This is a genomic window from Paenibacillus sp. NPDC057967 (genome assembly GCF_042887015.1).
Lineage (GTDB): Bacteria > Bacillota > Bacilli > Paenibacillales > Paenibacillaceae > Pristimantibacillus.
Genome location: NZ_JBHVQB010000006.1, coordinates 277,216 through 296,304, shown reverse-complemented (window position 1 = coordinate 296,304; position 19,089 = coordinate 277,216). Strand labels below are relative to the sequence as shown.

The window sequence follows — 19,089 nt, the reverse complement described above, 5'->3', positions numbered from 1 at the left end:
AGCTTATTATGTTGTGGCTATCAATTCGTACAAGTGGCCATGTCTTCGGATATCGGCCAGAAATAATCGAATATGATCCTGCTTGTCAACTTCGATCGGGGGCAATACGTTTCTTCCCCCAGAGAACGGCGCAACAAACGGATACATAAGTCCGTCCTCGCGATTGGCTGGTAATCCGCCTTGCTTCTTCACATAGCACAGGACATCGCTGCCCAGCGCTACCTCCGTTCTCACTTCGATCTGGATGCTCTTGTGCTTGCGGAACAGGCCGGACTTCTCCGAAAGGGAATAATAGATCTTAGCCCTGTTCGCGCTAACTTCAATCCGGTTATCCCCATTCCGCTGCTGAAGCAAAACAGCCCCTTCTTCCCGCTCCATCAGAATGTAGACCGTAAATCGGTACATTCGGGCACGATCGAGCCGGCATACATAACCGTTATTAGCTTTATATTCCGATTTCGTATACAAGCGGAGGCTTCCGAGCTCGTCTTCCTCCGGAACATCCTCGTCATCCATCAGCCGCTGGCTAATATAGACCGCTTCTATCCCCGCCGGCCATATCCAGCGCAGTGTACAGCGGTCTTCCTCTATCATTCTCGCAAGTCCCGTGATGAGGGGCGAGCCTTCTTCTGCGACTTTATACTGCAATGTTCTCATCCCCTCGTTTCATTTAAAATCCGCTGCTGCGGTTATTCCGGCTTCTGCCGCTTCCCTCTTTAGGGTTTGCCGCCGCGCGTTCCCGGCCTCGGCGAGCATTCGTCTTCTCTCCGACTGGAATGACGAGCGTGAACAGGGCAATGACTGCGGCAAGCACAAGCATCGCGATGAATCGGAACAAACCGTCCGTAAAGGCATCCCCGGACAGCCCGGCATTCAAGATCAGACCTGATGCCAGACCACCGACAACTCCGCCCGCTCCGAAGCTATACGCCAGGAAACGGTTGTCGAACATGATGCCAAGGGCAATGCCAAGCGCCAAGCCGATCAACACAAACGACAACAAGCGAATACCTTTGTAAATCGTCGGCTCCTCCGCCGCATTAGGATTAATCGAAAGCAGCGAGCGATTATCGATTGTCAAATAGATGGAACGGAACGCCGTCGACAACCCGTCAGACTGTTCTACGTCATAATAGGTGCCTCCGGTGGATTCCGCCATGTCTTTAAGCAGCAGCGTCCCCTGGTCGTAGCCTATCTTGAGGCCAATGGTATGAAGCGCGATGCCTTTGCTTTTGAGTTCATCTATTTGTTCCGTAATATTGGAATCACTAAAGCCGTCGGACATAAAGATAACCATCGTTCCCCGGTCGGCCTGAATGACCCGCAGCGCCTCTGTCAGCGCGCTGTAGAAATTCGTCCCATCCTCCGTCGGTTCGATCGCATCGATAACGTCGTAGACAGCCGTCTTCTGAGAGCTTGCCCCGACACTCACCATCGGCTGGATCAACTCGGCCGAATTAGCGAATGAGACAATCGCCACCCGTTTGTCTTTGTCCATCTCGGCAATGAGGCTTTTGGCAGCCTTATAACGGTCGTTATTGGGATCGGTCTCCGTCATGCTGCCCGAATTATCAATGACCAGCACAATATCCCGAATTTTCTTGTTCCCGCCAAATTCAAGACCGTACACGAACTGAAGCGCTCCGCCGACCACGAATAAGAGCACAAGCGTCGCCGGAACAAGCAGCTTCCAGGATAAATCGGTATAACGCTGCCGCCAGGAATGCCCGTTCAAGCTTGGCGATATCAGCTCTGCAATGAGACAGAACAGACCGACGCTTAGAGCCAGAATACCGAAGTACAGGCCGATCACGACATAGCTTGGCCATGCCTCCGGCAATGCGCGCAGCACAACCTCGCCAATCGCAAAACCGACGGCAGCTCCTATCAAGCTGAACAGCAAAAGCAGCATATTTATTTTCCGTTGCATACGGACAGCACCCTCTCACCTTTACAATACAACTAGATTTCTTACCCGGTTAACGAAGCACGGGCAGCTCGGACTCTTCGATGGCATGGAGCTTGTAGCCGTCCTTCACATATGCCTCATAGTACGCCTTCGCATTGCGGTAATACATCATATCCTCCATATGGAAGCCGCCCATCAAATGAAGCTTTTCTACGCTGCTGCTGCGATTCTCATGCAGACTGCCAAGCTTATGAATCCGTGACGATTCATCCATGCCAAAGGCGAACCGAATGAACTCGCTGTTCCGATCGCCGAAGAAGTACTTCTCCTCATAGCGATGCTTGTGCGTATAATCGAATAACCGAATATGGATCGCTGCATGCTCCTCCAGCATCCGGTACAGCTGCTCGAACAGCTCCTCCTTAGGCAAGGCTTGCCGGTTCGTGTAGGAGACCGATACGTTCGCACGGTGCAGTAATTCTTCCTCGAAGGACAACGCAAATCGGCTTGTGGTCAAAATATCTCTTCGACAAACAACAATGAGCCGCTCGATAAAGACCGACTCCTCCTGCTCCAGCAGCTCTGCCACATTGCCGATGTATCTCTCTTCGAACAGGATGGACTCCCCGCGCTTCTCCTCCAGCTCTCGCAGCGCATCAGCGGTAACTCGCTCATAATAATCAAATACATTTTGCCCGATATAATCATCACCGAGCGAGATGCTCTGCTTGGCTTTCGTCTTCAATTGTGCTCGCAGATCATGAAGCCGCTCGATCCGAACCCGGTACCATTGGTTCAGCTGCTCCAGCTCCGCCGCATAACGGCGGTAGATGACAAGCTCCGTCTCCAGCTTCAGCCGTTCGTACCTCAAGCCGTACACCTGATCCAGAAACGCGTGGATGAAAGACCGCACATTGCGTTTGTCCATGAATGGCACGCGCTGGAACTTCAAGTCCTCTACCCGGCTGTCATAGAGCTGCACGAGTTCCTCTTGCAAATCTTCTATTGCCCGGGTCAGCTCACGAATTTTCTCTTGTACCATGCCCGTCACTTCGCCTCTGCTAACCCCCTCGTCCGTCCATTTATATAATTGGTAGAACGAGATTCGAGGCTCCTCGGCCATGCTGCGGGCGAGCGTTCGCTTCAGCGCTCCGGCTACGTCCAGCCCTTCCAGCTGAAGCTTGGCGTTCTGTACAAAATGCTGGTTAAAGAAGGTTTCGCAGCTGCTGCCGTATAACGCATGCTCCGCTTGAGACAAGGTCATGCCGCGCAGCTCGTCATAGCGCACGCCGCTTGTAATGAGCCCTTTCATATCCGCTAGCCGGTCGGGCAGCGGAACTCTCTCTTTGCTACGAGCCGACAGCGTATGAGCATCTACTCCAAAAAATCGCAGCTTATCCGCCGTGCTCAGCTCCGGCCCGGACTGCAAGCGTACGATTACCTGGTCGAATAGATGGTACAGCACCGTCAGCGCGATTGCATAAGACGGCCGCTGTACCTTCGCCAGGCCGGCCGAGACTAGCCCCAGCCTGCCTGATTCCGCGATGAGGCTATGCTTGAAGGATGTATTGTTGTAGCTTTCGCCGCTTATATGCATATCCGCTTGGCGCTGGCCCCGATTTTTGAGCAGCAGAATTCGGCATATGATCTCATAGTTTTGCTCCATCCCGTTATAGGGAGTCATGCCTTTTTCGTTCCGGTCCGACAACAGGTAGACCAGATCGAACAGCGGCGCCGACTGATGCTCGATTGGAATTGTCAGACCGTCGCCTGCCAGCAGAAGCGGTGCGCGATAGGAAAAGTCCGGGCTCTGGAACCGCTCGATCTCACGAAGGAAGCTGATGCCCGTCGCAGCGGCATAGCCGTACGAATCGGACTGCTCGCGCTCTTGAAGAAGAACGAACAAATCCATCTGGACGGACTTGAATAGCGTTCCGAAAATGGACTGAGCCAACAGCGCAATATCCGGCACCAGAATATTCATAGGATCATCGGCTCGTACAATGACCGCCAAGTGAAGACGATCGAACGACGCGTACATGCGTCCGTAATCGCCAATTGTATCATTCATTTGACGCAAGATGCGATTCAGCAGACCAAGCCCTTCCGCTGCTTGGTGAAAGCCGCTTCCGATTCCGGTCCGAATGGTTCGCTTCTCCTCTCCTTGCGGCGCAATCCCCGCCAGCGGGATGGTAAAGAGATTCGCAGCCTTGGCCTCACAGACGCTTGATCCGCTGGATACGTGGCCATACACCACGCCAGCATGGTTCGCCCATCTCAGCGCGTTGGACTTCATCATCGGTTCTATCGCTTGCTCTGTCTCATCCCCAATAAACAGGAATACGGTCGGGTAATGAATGCTGCTCTGGTCGTCTTCCGTCCCTTTCAAGCTCTGCTCGGCTGCCGAATAGTCGGCCGCAAATTGCTCTACCATTTCCCTCATCCTTACTTCAGCTTTCTGCGAATATCATGTAGTTTGGAAGCCATTCCTTTATAAAATTGATGCAGCTCCTCGCCGTTCGCCAGCTCAATCTTCTCGTATTCCAGTCGCTCGCGCGCATCCAGGAATATATTGAACAGCTCATCCAGCTTGGCGACCAGCGCAGATGTATCTTCATTGGAAGTTACTTCGGTTACCCGACGTCCTGCCTTACGCAGCAAAGTCGCGAGACTCTTCTCATCCAGACTGCGGAAGTGCTCGAATACCTCAAATTCGATATAGTTGCTGCCCTTCATCAGATTGGCGAATGGCGCCCATGCTTCTTCCTCTGCATCGCGGTCATAGACATACAGTGCGCCGCGCTTGCAGATCGTATCGGTATACAGCGCATCTATAAATTGCTGCAGCCACTTATCGTCGCTCTCCTGCTGGAGCAGCACCTCATCCAGCTTCTGAATGGCGACCGCAATGGATTCCATCTTCGCCAGCTCCTCGCGCACACGGCGCAGCTGCAGCGGCGAGCGAATCAAATTCTCTTGCGCAAGCTCTTCGGAGTAGCTGCCGAATATATCCTTCGTGGCTTCCAGCTCCAAGCCGCCTGCAAGCAGACGCTTCAGCTCTTGGGAAGCTCGCTTCACTTCGCCCATATTCGGCTTGGCGCTGTCGAGTTGCATCGCGAAGCCTTGCAGCGCGTCCGACACCTGGAACGGTTTCGTATAACGTACGCTGTACCGGTTGCTGAGCGGGTTGTCGATCCCCTTCTCCACGATGATGCCGAAACCAACCGCCTTGGCAAATTCCTCACGGATTCTAGCATTGTAGTCCTGCACCCGGCGATTAATATACGTCTCACCCCATGACTTCTCCGGGATCGGCGAAGGCAGGTAGGTCCAGTTCTCCTTGTCACTCTGCACTAGATGGCGCCCAATTCCCTCTTTGTCCAGGATGGTGCGCTCATAGCTTTCCTCGTATACCTTAAGCGGCGTATAGACGAACAGAGGCACGCCGTTGCGCGTATTCAGCCAGAAGATCCGGTTGCGCACTTCACTTTCCTTAATCGTGAAGTGGGACTTGCCGATCGAACTGTTCTGATAGTTGCGGATACCGCGCAGAATACTTGGCGCTTGAACAGGCACGGAGACAAAGCCCCATGATGGAACATGCAGGTTGCCCGAGCTATTGCTCAGATGGAACACCGGAATCGCTTCCTCGTCCAGCTTGCTGGCAATATGGCGCTCTACAAACTTCTCGATCGCCTCGTCGTCGCCATATTTCATGACCAGGAACTCTTCCATCGACTTCGTAATCAGATCGCCGAACTTATCGGTTAGAAACTCCGAGATAGAGCCAACGATATCAATATCCTGCTCCTTCACCCACTGGTTCGAGGACTCTAGCAGTTCGCGCGTAAAGTCACGGATCAGATCGTCCCCGTCCTTGCTGTCCATGACGCGGCTAATGACGTGGGAGATATCCGGCACGCTGACGATGTTCCAATAGTAGGTTTTGTTGCCCTTGTGATCGCCTTGCTCATCACCGCTTGTCAGAATCTCGCCGTTTTTGGCAAAGATCGTATTGAGCACATTCAAGATTTCCGTATAAACGTTATAAATCCGGTTGTTCTCGGCATTCAGCAGCTCATGCAGGTCCTCATAGAACTCAATCAGCTGCTCCATCCGCTCGATATCCGCACGGAGCCAATATTCATTTATTTTAGCTTCAATATAATTGTTTTTCTTTTTGTCCTTCGATACGAAGGCGCTCTTGGCATCGCCCATTCGCTCGTCTGCCTGTTCCCGCGCAGCTTCGATCTCCCGAGGCAGCCGTTGCAGGTTCTCACGCAGCGATTCGATATAGGACAGCAGCATCTTCAGCAAGCAGAAGCCTTTGTCCGTATAGAGCAGACGCGACACATAGAACGGCCCTTGCTCCGGATGAAGGAAAATGCGGCGAATCTGCTCGTTGAAGTTACTCACAACCTCGCCGGGCATCTGCTTCTTCGCTTTAATATATTCCTCCCGCGCTCTGGCCAGGAAATTTTGCTCCAGCTCGGTATCCATATTGACGGCTTGCATCTTGATTACATTGTTGTAGCTGAGCCGTTCGCTATGCTCGAAGCCCGGAAGCGGCTCAGGCACGCGGGAATCGAAGTTTCTCATCATGGAATCCAGGTCAATGCCGAGCTTATGCACGAACTTCTCGACATCTTCCTGGGACGGCGCCTTGCGGAACATGCCCTCCATCTTCTGGAACAGGCGGTACGCCAAGTAAGTCGTCATTTCCTCGATCGGCAGCACCGCCGAGGAAGCTCCGATAATGTTGTAATCATAATTCGCCGGATAAATCTTGTTCATCTGTGCGATATTCGTCCGGATATTGCTGATATAGTCATGAATGGCGAATTCCTCGCCTGATTGCTTCTCTTCGCTAGAGATAAAGTTGGTGATGTTCTCCGCTGTCACGTTCATGCAATAGTCATACGCATTATCAAGCAGCTTGCCTTCTGTATTCGTAGCCGAGATCAAATGACATAGATTAAACGGCGGGAGCGGCGAATTAACGGATAAAATATTGCCATACTGCTGCTTGAAGCGCTCGCCTCTGGCATCCACATTCATCCAGTAGTCAAGTTCCTTCAGCGCGGCATAGCCGTTCTTCTTAATATATTCCCGCGTATGGTCGCTCAGGCTCTTATTCGCCAGATTAATATCCGGCGTGAACAAATAACCGAGCGTATTGACACGATCGATGCCTGCCGAGCCATGGTCGCGCTCGATAATTCCTCTTACGATATAGGAGATATCGAGGAAGGTGCCGCTGCCCGTACCGCCGGACAGGCCTGTCAGCAGGAACACCATCAGCTTTTTGTTCGTGCCGACGGAGAGCGTCTTGATCTTCTTATCAATGCTTTGCACGACTTGATTGATCTTGGTGAACAACAGCAGTCGACCAGCCTGGCGCACGCCTGCCGCGCCGTTCATGCCGTCCGTAATGCTAAGCTCCGGCGACAGCCAATCTGTAATGTACGGCTCCAATATGCTGCGGTTCTGCAACAGCCCGCCTACCTCGGCATTGGACAAAAGCACAAATTCGTTGATCGGATCCAGGCCGATGCCTTTATACTTTTTGTTGCGGTCCTGTTCATTCGTCTCGAATGCGAGAAACTCCACATTATCCGGCTTGTCGCGCTTTCGCTTGGAAACCGGGTCTTCAGGAAGCTTGAAGCGCCGATTAATCTGATACTTCAGGCGAAGCAGCGCATCGATGCCCGTGCCGCCAAGACCGATAATGAGAATCGGGTTGTCGATCGTATCTACTCTTATCTTCTCGCTGACGATCCCTCCGCCGAGCGAAACGTCCAACTGCTGAATATGCTCTCTTACGATTGGTTTCATGGGTGATCCTCCTCGATTGATTATACGAGATATTCGATATAGATCGTTTTATCTACTTGTGTCAATGATACGGTAATGCGGTCGCCGCTCTGCAGTTCCAGCTCTCGCCCATCCGCAACCGCCCGGCCGGACTTCTCTACTCTGCATAAGGAAGTGTTCAGCAGAACGACTCGGTCCTTATTCGCCGGCTTGAACACAATCTTCTCTGTCTCCTTCAGTTCCGGAGCCAGCTGCAGCAATTGATGCAGCTGCAATTTGCCTTTGAAATGGCTTAACCGCTTGTATTGCGGCGAGGATTTATCCCCTGTATTCTCATCCCGGATTTCAATAATCATCTGTCCTACAAATCCGCGGCTGCGCTCCTTCATCATCCCCCAGACCCAATATCCTACGCCAAGCAGCGCAAGAACCACGACTGCTGCGATGACAACCGTCCATATCGGGAACGGCTTGTCGTTCGCCTCTTCCGCCGGAGTTGTCGTTCCGCCAGACCCGCCAGATGATGCCGAGATCGTAATCGGCTCACTCTCACGGAAGAAGCTTTGCTCCTCAGCTTTCACGATAATCTCATAGTCCCGGGATTCCGGTATCTTGTATTCACCGGCAAAATGATCACCATCCAGCTTCATGGCGACCTCTTCCGTATTGCCGCTCGTTAAGTCTTTGACGAACATAACCGCGTTCATGTTGCGGTATTGCTCCGCATCGCTCAATCGCTGGCCCTTGCTGGCCAAAAACGCATTTAGCTTAACCTTATCGCCCTTGGAAAAGGACGTTGTCGCAAGCGGCTCCAGCTCTAGCGTCAGGTCATAGTTGAAAATGAGGTTAATATCGATTTTATCCTGATCCACGCCTTTGATCTTCAACGTCCAATCGCCTTGAACCGGCTTGATCAGCTTAAGTAAAGTGTAGCTCTTCGACGTAGCCAGTACAACCTTGTCTGACGGAATCGCAACGGCATTGCCCGATGGATCGACAAGCTTCGCCTCGACAGGCTTGGATGACATGATAGAGATATTCGCTTCAAGCACATTGCTGTTCGGTACGGTAATCTTCACATCCTGGAAGTCTCCGTTCGCGGTGAACGAATTGACCGGGACAATGTTCAGCTCCAGATGGCTGGCGAAGATTTCGCTAAGAATTTGAGGCAGGTCATCGGCTGAATCGGTAACAAACGACTTGCCGCCCGTCTCCTTCGACAATTCCTCAAGGGCTGCTTTGTTCAGCTTTCCGTCCGCATTCAGGCCGATCGTGTAGATTGGAATGCCGCTGTCATTCGCGGTGCGTACCGCCTGCTCCCTCTCTTCGTTCGACTGCGCTTCGGTGCGGCCGGACTTCGGATCAAGCTCGTCGTTCCCGTCTGCAAGCAGAATAATAATCGGCTCGCGGTTGGCGCTGGCAGCCGCTCCATCCTTCAAGATTTGGACCGCTTCCTTCAGGCCTACGGATACGTCCGTATAGGAGCCGCGATTCAACTGGTCGATGAATGATTTCAAGTTTTGCTTATCTTCCGGGGAGCGAATCTCAAGCAGCGCCTTCTCGCGCTGTATCTTATCCGTATACGCCACGACTCCGACCCGGTCGCCCTTCTCGGACAACATATCGATGAACATCTTCATCGCCTCATTGCCGATCTTCGCCCGGTCGCTGCTGTCCATCGAATAGCTCACATCGAGCACCAATACAGCATCGATCGGCGCAGCTCCTCCCGCGGCTGCTGTCGCGTTTGGCAGGCTAACACCCAGCAGAAGTGAAAGCAGCAAAGTTAGCATAATCGTATATTGAAGTCCTTTTTTTAGTAGATTCATGATAGTCCTCCTTGACCATATTGCCGAATAGGTTGTCTCAATTAGTTCAAAAGTCATCGTTAGTCACGAGCCCCGCTATGATGCTATACTAAAACCAAGTATAACTGAAGGACACCCATAAATCACTTTTTTTGTCATATACGGGAGGCGCTCTACATGGTTACATACGTTGTCATCGGACTGTTGGTTGTATTTGCTAGTATAAAAGCATTTCACTATCATTATCAAATGAAACAAGCCCCTTCGCCGAAGCAGCTAAGCAGGCTTGTGTTGTCTACACTAAGACGCGGGCAGAGTGATCACGAATGATAAAAAGAATAGCCGTAACTCTGAAGCCCTATAACCGCGTGCCGTTTGCCTATCAAAAGCTCAAAATATGTCGCAATTGCCGCCATTTCACCGTGCTTGGCGAGCAGGATTGTCTGTCCTGCGGGAAGGCTGGCGGCCTAAAGCCTGTGGAGAAGAAAGCCGCCGAAATTGTACGCAGAGACCAATGGCTCACTGGATTGATCATGCTGCCGCTCATCCTGGTTGGACTTATATTCAGCTCATCTGCTTTGCAAACGGTGCTGTTGATTGCGGCAGCAGTGGCAGCAGCCGCTTTATTATGGACGCTTTCCAAACGGTTCACCCCTGCACTTAGACGCATGCAACTGCAAAAAATGTTTCAGCAATTTGCTTATGAGCTTGCATCCGGACTTGCGATAGACCATCAGGCGGCTATTCGCGTATTCCAGGAAGGCGACAAGCCGCGCACCTATGAGATGCTGCGGGAGATCGGCTCGCTGGTGCATAACGATCAGCTGAAGCTGGAGCAAATCATGCTGCTGCAAACATTCCAGCTGCGCAAGGATATGGATCTGATGATCGAGCCTCTGCTGATGGACAGCTTCAGTCCTGATTTGGTCTCCTATATTGGTGAGATTGCCAAGATCAGACGCGAGCTGATCAAGGAAAATACGTTCCGTTACGTGCTTCAGCATGAGATGCGCATTCTGAACATGCCTAGCGGCGAAGCGATACTGACAACTGTTGCCGGTGCAGCCGTTCGCAAAAGCCGGTATATGACGATGTATCCATATCTGCTCATCCGGTATGCGCGTTTGCTTCCGAAGGACCGTTTCCTCCGATTATTCAAATTCGCCAAGTCCTTGCGGTCGGGACCGCTATACGATGAGGTTATGCGTTTATACGAAGAAAAGTATAAATGGGACCCGGATTTTCAAAACGCCTGACTTTTCGCATCCGGTCGTTGTTCATTCAGCATAGCGCAATGGGACTGGATCGAAACCTAGCTGCAGTCGTAATCCAGGCAGGACTTAAGTCTAGCTTCTACGGTAATATTTGTTAGGGAGATGGGCGTGGAAATGCTCTGCCAACGATACATCGGCACAAAAAAGAATGGCGGTACAGGGAGCATATCAATATGCTCCCTGTACCGCCATTTCTGGCTTTGGTGCGATTAGTGGTGCGTGGCAATACTATTTCACTTTTTGGGGCGAGTTCGAGCATTTAGTGATTCTCAGCAACACTATTTTCGCATTTTCACCCTTTTGGTGCGATTAGTGGTGCGTGGCAATACTATTTCGCTTTTTGGGGCGAGTTCGAGCATATAACGGTTCTGAGTTTCACTATTTTCGAGTTACTACATCTTACAAATCGCCCCAGCGTGCTACAGTAACTTGCGTCAGCTGTGTGCCGCTTGTGACTGTATGAGCACGCGGCCCTACATACCCGCCGCCGCTAGATGTCTCCATTGAACCCCATGTACCTCTGGATAAGTTGAAGTGAAATGTAGTTCCAATCGGAACATTCAGTGTAATACTGTAGGTTCCACTTGCATTTCTCGTCAATTTATAGGCAGAGTCGTTGACCGACCAGCTGTTGTTCAAGCCATGGACATACATGTAAATATCCGCGTTAATAGGCGTATTGGCTGGTACCGTCACCTCGAAGGTCTGGCCTTGCAGAGGCGGCGCGGTCGTCGTCACCGCAAGCGCTGCGCTGGAAGAGGAGACATGGCCTGCCCCATCCCTCGCTTTGACCGTAAAGGAATAGGTGGTAGAGGCCGCTAATCCGCTAACGGTATACGTCGTGCCAGGTGTAACCGAGATCTTCACTCCGTCCTGATAGATATCATAGCCAGTAACGCCTACATTATCTGTGGATGCCGACCAAGACAGGTCTACGCTGGAAGATGTAACATTCGCCGCTGCCAGCTGGACTGGAGCGCTAGGCGCTTCCGTATCGGATATAGCCGACGGCGCGGGCATGTTGTCGATCATATTTTTCAGATTTGGCAAATGCCCGATCTGGTCCACCGCAGGATTCGCCGAAGCCGTGTTGTATGCCGGATTTCTAAGCAGCTCGCGAACCTCGTGAGGCGAGAAGGTCACGCCGTATTTCGCCTTCGCAATGCCTTGCAAAGAAATAACCGCAGCAGTAACAATAGGCGACGCCGAGGATGTGCCGCTGAAGGATGTCGTATAATCTGTAGTGGAATTCAGGTCAATTGCGCTTAGCGTATGCACGTTATGCCCGAAGCCAAAGCTGTCGATGCGGCTGCCATAGCTGGAGAAATACAGGCGGTCATGAGGCACTGATGATGATCCGGCACCAACTAGAATAGCACCGGAATCCTTGAAGTCCGGACTGTTCGTGTTCAATATATATTTGCCATTCCAATCCTGGTAGGTGTCCAGATTGACGGAGCCGTTAGCACCCGCTTCGACTACGACGATGCCCTGATCCGTCGCATAGCGAATGGCGTCAAACTCGGCAGGAAAGACCTCCATCGGCACATAAGCTCCATTGGACGTGCTGGACGTAGATTGAACCTCTATCAAAATCACATCGCCCCGGTTCAGCGCCGGTACAGATGTGAGAATCGCCTCGGCGATATTGCTGGAGCCGTCGAGCCGTCTCCAGGAATTAATCAGCGGCGTCGCTTTGTTAGCCAATCCGACATGCCCGATCGTATTGTCTACCGCAGAGATGACGCCAAGTACAGCTGTGCCGTGAGAAGCAGAAGTCGGCATCAGAATGCCCGGAAGCGCCTGGATGTTGTGTGCCTCCAGGTCTTCATGATTAAGCGCCCAGCCCTGTTCGACATCGACGTACGAGATGCCTTTTCCGTCTCCGCCTTCAAACTGCCAAGCATACGGTGCATCGATGCCGAGCGGCGCGGCTTGTCCGTAGGCCTGATTCGGATACAGCGGATCATCATTCGGCTGTACCGGCGTTGAGTTCGGCGCATACGGCAATGACGGGTCCGAAATATTCGTTGGCGCCTCATAAGCCGCTTCTACAAGCGGGGACTTGTTCAGCTTCGCCAGAAGTGCCGTAACATCCGTTCCTTTCGGAACAACAGCGGTAAAATATTGATGGAAGACTGAAGTCTGACTGCTGCTCGACAGCTGTGACTTTGCGTTAAGCGAAGTGAACAAACGGTTTAGCTCCAGACCGTTCAGATCGGCTAATATGCTGGCATCAGTAGCATTTCTCGATGCCTTAAGCGCCTTCTCCGCTCCGTCTTGATAAGGAAGCTGCACCTCTTCCTTGAACTTGATTACAATTTCCCCTGCGGGCTGCTGTACTGTCTTCCCGATACTTGCCGATTGCCCGTCCACCGCGTGGGCAGGAGTGAAACCTACTGCTAGAGATAAAACTAAAATCGCGGATAATACCAAACTTACTATTTTTCTACTAAACATGTTCATCTCTCCTACTCTCTATTTATCTGCTTGCTAGTAAAACCAAAAATAAAAATCACACCTCCCCTGAAGAATCCTATCATTCTCAAAAATGGAAATATACCGCCAATAAAATATACATCCTGTCACTTGTGAAGACTGTCGAAAAAAGATGAAAATTTCGTAAAAGTTATCCGATGTGTTTAATCGTCATAAAGTTGTCAAAACTAACCCTCCTTTTTCGCATAAAAAAGAAGATTCTCACGCTGTCTCCATAACAAGCGGATCATCTTCTTCTGAAATTTCGTCCGTACCATCGCCGTACCAGTCTCGAAGCGACAGGATCGGCTTGATTCCTCCCGGAGTCATATAGAGCCAATCATAAGCTTGTTTCCGCTCGCCCACTCGGAGAATGACTCTGTTTTCAGCCACGGTTAAAGCAACGTCATGCTGGGGCAGTTCCGCCAGCATCTTGCCGTCAGGAAGCAAATTTGAAAACGGCGTGTCCTCTGTCTGATCCTCTGCCTCATTTTTCTCCTCGGAGGAAGGAGTCGACGGGACAACCTCATCTCGTTCGCTACCGATTTCGCCACATTGGGCCGTGGAGGTCATGCAATTATTCCCTCCAAGCTCCCCTCCGCATGAAGCGGCCAGCATTAAGCTTAATGCTACTGCGCTGAACTTGAACAGCGCAATCTCCCCCCCCATTATTCCCTCGCTCACATGAACGCCCCTTTCCGTTCTCACCCCTTACAGAAAACAGAAATAAACCCAATTAAGTTGCGGCAATCTCCTGTTTGGACAAAAAAGCAAACAACCTGTCATACATGTATCCGGCTTCCTCGCCCAGCCAAATAAGATGTCCCCACGATTCCAGTTCACATACCTCAGCATGTTGAATCTTCCCTTTGACATGCCGCGCATGCTCAATCGACACGGTAGAATCATGACGACTATGCAATACCATAGCTGGACAACAAATCCGAGCCAAATCCTCATCCTGATTTTTTTGAGTTTCCAACATATCCAGCTTAAAACCGTTCTCCGACCGTTGGTGTTTGATCATCTCGACAAAGAGAGAAACATCATTTTTCCCTGACCGTCTCAACACCTCATCAAACGGAAGATAGCTAAATGATGAAGCCATGCTTTTGAACAGGACACGGGGAAGAACGTTGCCAAAGCCTCGTAATAGCGACCATATATATTTCTCCACAGCCGGGTTGAACATGATCTGTGCAACTTTGTGAGCCTTACTGTCTGTGTCCGGCCATTGTCGGGTAACAGCGGATTGTAATACAAGGCTTCTAGTCCGCTCCGGATAGCGTGCCGCAAACCTTATGCCGGTTGGTCCGCCCGCGGATACTGCCATGACGTGAGCTGACGCCAAACCCAATTCATCCATTAACTCCGCATACGCCTCGCATGCATGATCAAGCTCTCCGCCTAATTCTGCAGAGGTTGCTCCATAGCCGGGTCTTGAAGGTGTGATCAAGCGATACCCGTTCGCAACCAATTCTTGATAACCCAGCGATTCCCGGCAGCTTGAATGTCCTCCATGAAACACAAGAACCGAAGCCCCCGAGCCAACGATTGAAAATTCCAATGTATGACCTCCGCAAACTGTCAATTGACGAATGAGTCTATTCATATTTCTCCCCCTCAAAAGTGAACCATTATTTATTATTGGAGTATAAAAAGAAACGGGCTAAATAAAACTTTTTAACCCGGTATACCAAAACAACACATATTGTTGAACAATCGATGCTCTAGCCTCATCGTCGCAATTTTGACGCATGATTTCAAGAAAGCCTTCCAAAAATGCAACGGCAATTGGCCCCGCTGTGTCATCGGAGAACTTAACTTCTTGCTTTAAGTCGTTGTAAACGTGTAGATGGCCAATAACATTGTCCCTCATCCACTCTCTCCAAATAAGATTGGCGTGCTCATGCTTGGTTCCCGCACTTCCGTCCATAAGGATCAGAAGCGGAATACGCACATCGTCTGGCGCAAGTTCATTTAGTGCCAGAACAATAGCTTTAAGCTTAAACTCTTCGTCAGGGATAGGCTCCTTCAGACGCTTCTGTGTCAGCTTCTCCAAATATGGGTATATACAACTTACAATATGATCGTACAATTTCTCCTTATTATCGAAGTAACGGTACAAATTGCCCACTGATACGCCAACCTTGCCTGCAATCCGCTTTAGCGATGCTTTCGCAAAACCATGTTCCAAAAACTCATCCTTGGCATGCCGGATAATAGCTTGACGAATTTCTTCCTTTAAAATTTGAACCATAAGTGAACCACCTTTCACTTTTGATAGTATACAAATAATGCTGCTTGCTTGTAAAGATATGGATTGTCATCGTATTGCAGTAATGCCAAAAAGCCATGTCTTCCGAAGAAGACACGGCCTTGGCCCACACGATTATTAAAATTGTGCTTACCTATTAAGCGGAAGTATCCGCCGATTCAGTTGGAGTCGATGCGCTGCTGCCTTTCCGCTCTCCTTTGCCTTCAGGGAAGCCGCCTCTGCCGCCTTCCATTCCTTTATAGTCAAATAATTTTCCATTCACCAGCCGTTCCGCTTGCTCCTGGGCTTTTTCCTTTGCTTCCGCTGCTTTCTCAGCGGTCAGCTTGCCGTCTGCTGCTGCTTGGTCGATTTGTGCCGCTATCGCATCCTTGACCTTAGAGATGATGATGTCCGTTGTGATTCCTTTCTCCTTCGCAACGGAAGCAATGGTAGCACCATCTGCTTGCAGCGCTGTCTTAAGCGCATCCTCGGTCAAGCCCAGCGCTTCAGCTACAGCTTCCAGTCCAATTCCGCCACCTGGACGGATACCACCACCAAACTCCTGCTTCGTGCTAATCATCGTATCCAAATGGGACTCAAACTGCTGCTTCATCTCGGATTGCTGCTTTTCGAAGGCAGCGGTCAGCGCCGCTTTCAACTGTTCCTTCGACACGCCTTGGGCAGCCGCGATATCCTCAAGCGTGCTTCCGGCCGCCAGCTTCTCCTGCAGCGCATCTCGCTCTAGGCTCAGCAGCGTCAGTACGTCCTCATTTACATAGGATGCGCCAAACCCATGGCCGCCACCAAACTTGCCGCCTCTGCTCTTCCCGAATTCCTTCGCCGAATCCGATGAGTCGGATTGGACGACTGCGCTTCCTGTTGTCGCTCCCGATTTCCCCGGAATCGCAGATGCGGCATAAGCGCTCAGCGGAATCATCGCTGCCAGCGCCGCCGTAATACCTAATGTTTTCACATACCTGTTCATGTTATCTTCCTCCCTGACGGTTGATAGAGCCTTAATAGCTCCTGCTCCGTTCCCTGATATTGCCAAGACCGGAACAATACCCATTATGGACAGGCCCGCTTAAGCGAACGTGAAGGGAATCTAAAAGGAAGCTTAGTCGCGCCTGAATGTTTGCTGAATGCAGGTACGGAGGGTGATCGACCAATTGGATCAGATGAGATGATTTTAACGGATTGAAGTCGAACCTATCGGCTTAATCGTGACGCATAAGTTAATTTCGAGGAATTAAGTCGACCGCAATTCGGTCCAGCCGACTTGATGGTGACGGATGATGCTGCTTCGCGGATCTAAGTCGATTCAACCGACTTAACCCTGACAGATGATGCTGCTTCGCGGGTCTAAGTCGATTCAACCGACTTAACCCTGACAGATGAGGCTCCTTCGCGGATCTAAGTCGGTTCTACCGACTTCATCAGGGCGAATGTAGAGCGACACAGCTGTGTCGTCATCCGCGAAAAACCATATAGAAAGAGCTGTCCTTCAGTCATTTCAGACTGCTCGGACAGCTCCACTGGCACAACTATAAAATTGTCATATTGATGTATGGACAATTAAGCGGTCCAATAAGGCTGTCATTCGGTTAACCAAGCACCAAATGGAAGAAATTCTCCAGCGCGGCAACATCCTTAATGTGATGATTGCACGCCTCGCTGTCAGAACAGATATATTGGCCGAACGCTTTATAATAATCCGGTGACGCATTGGCCGGCTTCACTTTGGAGACGGCGCTGAACAACGCAAGTTCCTGATGCCGATTGCATAGGAAGCATACCCCCTTCCTAGCTTGCGTAAATCGGCCTTCAACCCCGGCGAGCTTGCCGTCCAGATCATAGACGAGGAACATTCGCCCCGTCCCGATATCGGTCCAGCCTGCATAGGTAAGAAAACGGCGGTCAATTGCCGCAAAATCCGGCGTTTTCAGCTTCTTCACCTTCGGGAACAATCGCGATGCATCCTTGGGTGAAAGCTGTGGAAATAGCTCCAAATAAGGCTCCAGCGACAGCAAATAGCCGTCGACTTCCTCCGTTGTCCGCAAGTCCGCAAGCTTGCCCAGCAGATCCAGCTGCTCCTTCGAAGCATCGGGAAAAGCTTCTGCAACCGCGGCGCATGCTCCAAGCCTGACCGACTCTGCCACTCTCCGGTCGGATACCGATGTGTTGGCATGCTGCACCATTCCGGCTTGTTTCTTAATCAAATTATACTGATGGTTTCTAATAAAGGGTTTCAAGGCTTTCAGCTCCTTATTTTTTGTAAAAAGAAAAAAATAAGCGCAAAGCCCTCTAAATTAGAAACGATAGGTTCTCATTCCAGGCGACCAAATATGGTTCGCCCATGCAAAGTATCGCCCCTAATTTGTGGCTTTGCATGAGCCGCTTCGAGTCCCGGCAAATTGATTTGCCATATGTGCCACCCCCCATAACGTCCTTATATTATACAGGATGAAGGATGGTGTGGCTATCGACTAAACGGATATACCTATTTTTTCACAACCCGTGATCGCGGGCTGGGGACTACGCGGTTACGGGATCGCAACCACCACATTGCCCTTCTTTCGGCCGCTCTCTACATAGCGATGCGCCTCCGCAATCTGCTCCATTCGATAGCGGCGATCAATGACCGCCTTAAGCGAACCATTCTCCATAAGCTCCTTCAAGACATACATATCCTCACGGCGTTCAACGACCACACCTTGTCCTTCTACCGTCAAATAACGGCCCCCAGACGCCAGCGCCTTGGTGCAGGCGGATTTCGTGCTTTTGCCTACCGCATCAAATACGATGTCGTAATGCTCTCCCCGCTCCCAAAAGTTCTCTTTCGTATAGTCAATGACATAATCGGCGCCCAGCGATTTCACCAGTTCGGCGTTCGCCGAGCTGCACACCGCAGTCACTTCCGCCCCGCTATGCTTGGCCAGTTGAATCGCGGATGTGCCTACGGCGCCCGATGCGCCATAGATGAGAACCTTTTGCCCGCGATGCATATTCCCTTTTCTGAAAAAATGCAAGGAGGTAGTCCCTCCGAAGGCAACAGCGGCCGCATCCTCATACGAAATATGAGCCGGTATCGGGGCAACCAGACTGTTCTCGGGAAGACACGCATATTCGGCATAACCGCCGAACCGCATGCCGGTCAGCGCAAACACGCGGTCGCCTTTCTTGAACTGGGTGACAGCCTGGCCTGCCAATTCAACCTCACCGGCTAGCTCGACGCCGAGAATCGGCTGTCTAGGTCTGCGAATGCCAAGAAATAATCGCATCGGAATCCAGAAAGAAAGCGGGCTATTGAAGGCTCGGACTCTGCAGTCGCCCGTCGTAACGGTCGTCGCATGTACCTTGACCCGAATTTCGTTAGGCCTCGGGACCGGCTTCTCTACTTCGCTAATCTGCAACACATCAGGTGCACCGTACTTTGGGCATACGATCGCTTTCATCTGTACTTCCTCCTCATGACCTTTTGCCCATAAGTATAGCGCCCCCTGAGGAGGCGCTTATAGCTACTAAAGTATGGTTCTCATTAAACGGGAC

At 51.1% G+C, this 19,089-nt stretch carries 13 protein-coding genes; 1 reads left to right on the top strand and 12 read right to left on the bottom strand.

The annotated features are described in order from the left end of the window. Positions 1-6: 6 nt before the first annotated feature. From ACFVSO_RS17560 to ACFVSO_RS17540, 5 genes are read right to left on the bottom strand one after another with little or no spacing between them, the layout of a single operon-like run. On the bottom strand, positions 7-648 hold the full coding sequence (locus ACFVSO_RS17560; protein WP_387475853.1) for a beta-mannanase: 642 nt from the start codon (positions 646-648) through the stop codon (positions 7-9). 22 nt (positions 649-670) lie between these two features. Next, positions 671-1,930 carry a vWA domain-containing protein gene (locus tag ACFVSO_RS17555; protein WP_387475851.1) on the bottom strand — a complete coding sequence of 420 codons (1,260 nt, stop codon included), beginning with the start codon at positions 1,928-1,930 and terminating at the stop codon, positions 671-673. A gap of 49 nt (positions 1,931-1,979) precedes the next feature. After that, positions 1,980-4,343 carry a transcription initiation factor TFIID gene (locus ACFVSO_RS17550; RefSeq protein WP_387475849.1) on the bottom strand — a complete coding sequence of 788 codons (2,364 nt, stop codon included), beginning with the start codon at positions 4,341-4,343 and terminating at the stop codon, positions 1,980-1,982. Between the two features lie 11 nt (positions 4,344-4,354). Next, positions 4,355-7,744, bottom strand: a complete 3,390-nt coding sequence (locus ACFVSO_RS17545) for a tubulin-like doman-containing protein (RefSeq protein ID WP_387475846.1) — start codon at positions 7,742-7,744, stop codon at positions 4,355-4,357. A gap of 20 nt (positions 7,745-7,764) precedes the next feature. Next, positions 7,765-9,552, bottom strand: coding sequence for a vWA domain-containing protein (locus ACFVSO_RS17540; RefSeq protein ID WP_387475843.1), 1,788 nt, complete (start codon positions 9,550-9,552; stop codon positions 7,765-7,767). Positions 9,553-9,857: 305 nt separating this feature from the next. Between ACFVSO_RS17540 and ACFVSO_RS17535 the strand changes: the two genes are divergently transcribed. After that, entirely contained in the window at positions 9,858-10,787 is a 930-nt protein-coding gene (locus ACFVSO_RS17535; protein ID WP_387475841.1) for a hypothetical protein, read from the top strand. Between the two features lie 417 nt (positions 10,788-11,204). Here the strand turns inward: ACFVSO_RS17535 and ACFVSO_RS17530 are convergent, their stop codons facing one another. The 7 genes from ACFVSO_RS17530 to ACFVSO_RS17500 form a co-directional block, all read right to left on the bottom strand. After that, positions 11,205-13,265, bottom strand: coding sequence for a S8 family serine peptidase (locus tag ACFVSO_RS17530; protein ID WP_387475839.1), 2,061 nt, complete (start codon positions 13,263-13,265; stop codon positions 11,205-11,207). 240 nt (positions 13,266-13,505) lie between these two features. Beyond that, positions 13,506-13,967: a hypothetical protein gene (locus ACFVSO_RS17525; protein ID WP_387475837.1), complete on the bottom strand. Its 462-nt coding sequence runs from the start codon at positions 13,965-13,967 to the stop codon at positions 13,506-13,508. A gap of 52 nt (positions 13,968-14,019) precedes the next feature. Continuing rightward, a complete protein-coding gene (locus tag ACFVSO_RS17520) occupies positions 14,020-14,850 on the bottom strand; it encodes an alpha/beta fold hydrolase (RefSeq protein WP_387475834.1) in 831 nt (276 codons plus the stop codon). A gap of 102 nt (positions 14,851-14,952) precedes the next feature. Beyond that, positions 14,953-15,543, bottom strand: a complete 591-nt coding sequence (locus ACFVSO_RS17515) for a TetR/AcrR family transcriptional regulator (protein WP_387475831.1) — start codon at positions 15,541-15,543, stop codon at positions 14,953-14,955. 154 nt (positions 15,544-15,697) lie between these two features. After that, positions 15,698-16,525, bottom strand: a complete 828-nt coding sequence (locus tag ACFVSO_RS17510) for a hypothetical protein (RefSeq protein ID WP_387475828.1) — start codon at positions 16,523-16,525, stop codon at positions 15,698-15,700. A 619-nt stretch (positions 16,526-17,144) separates the two neighbouring features. Then, positions 17,145-17,792, bottom strand: coding sequence for a FusB/FusC family EF-G-binding protein (locus tag ACFVSO_RS17505; protein WP_387475826.1), 648 nt, complete (start codon positions 17,790-17,792; stop codon positions 17,145-17,147). A 291-nt stretch (positions 17,793-18,083) separates the two neighbouring features. Then, complete coding sequence (locus ACFVSO_RS17500) at positions 18,084-18,995, bottom strand: NAD(P)-dependent alcohol dehydrogenase (RefSeq protein ID WP_387475823.1); 912 nt, start codon at positions 18,993-18,995, stop codon at positions 18,084-18,086. Between the last annotated feature and the right edge of the window lie 94 nt (positions 18,996-19,089).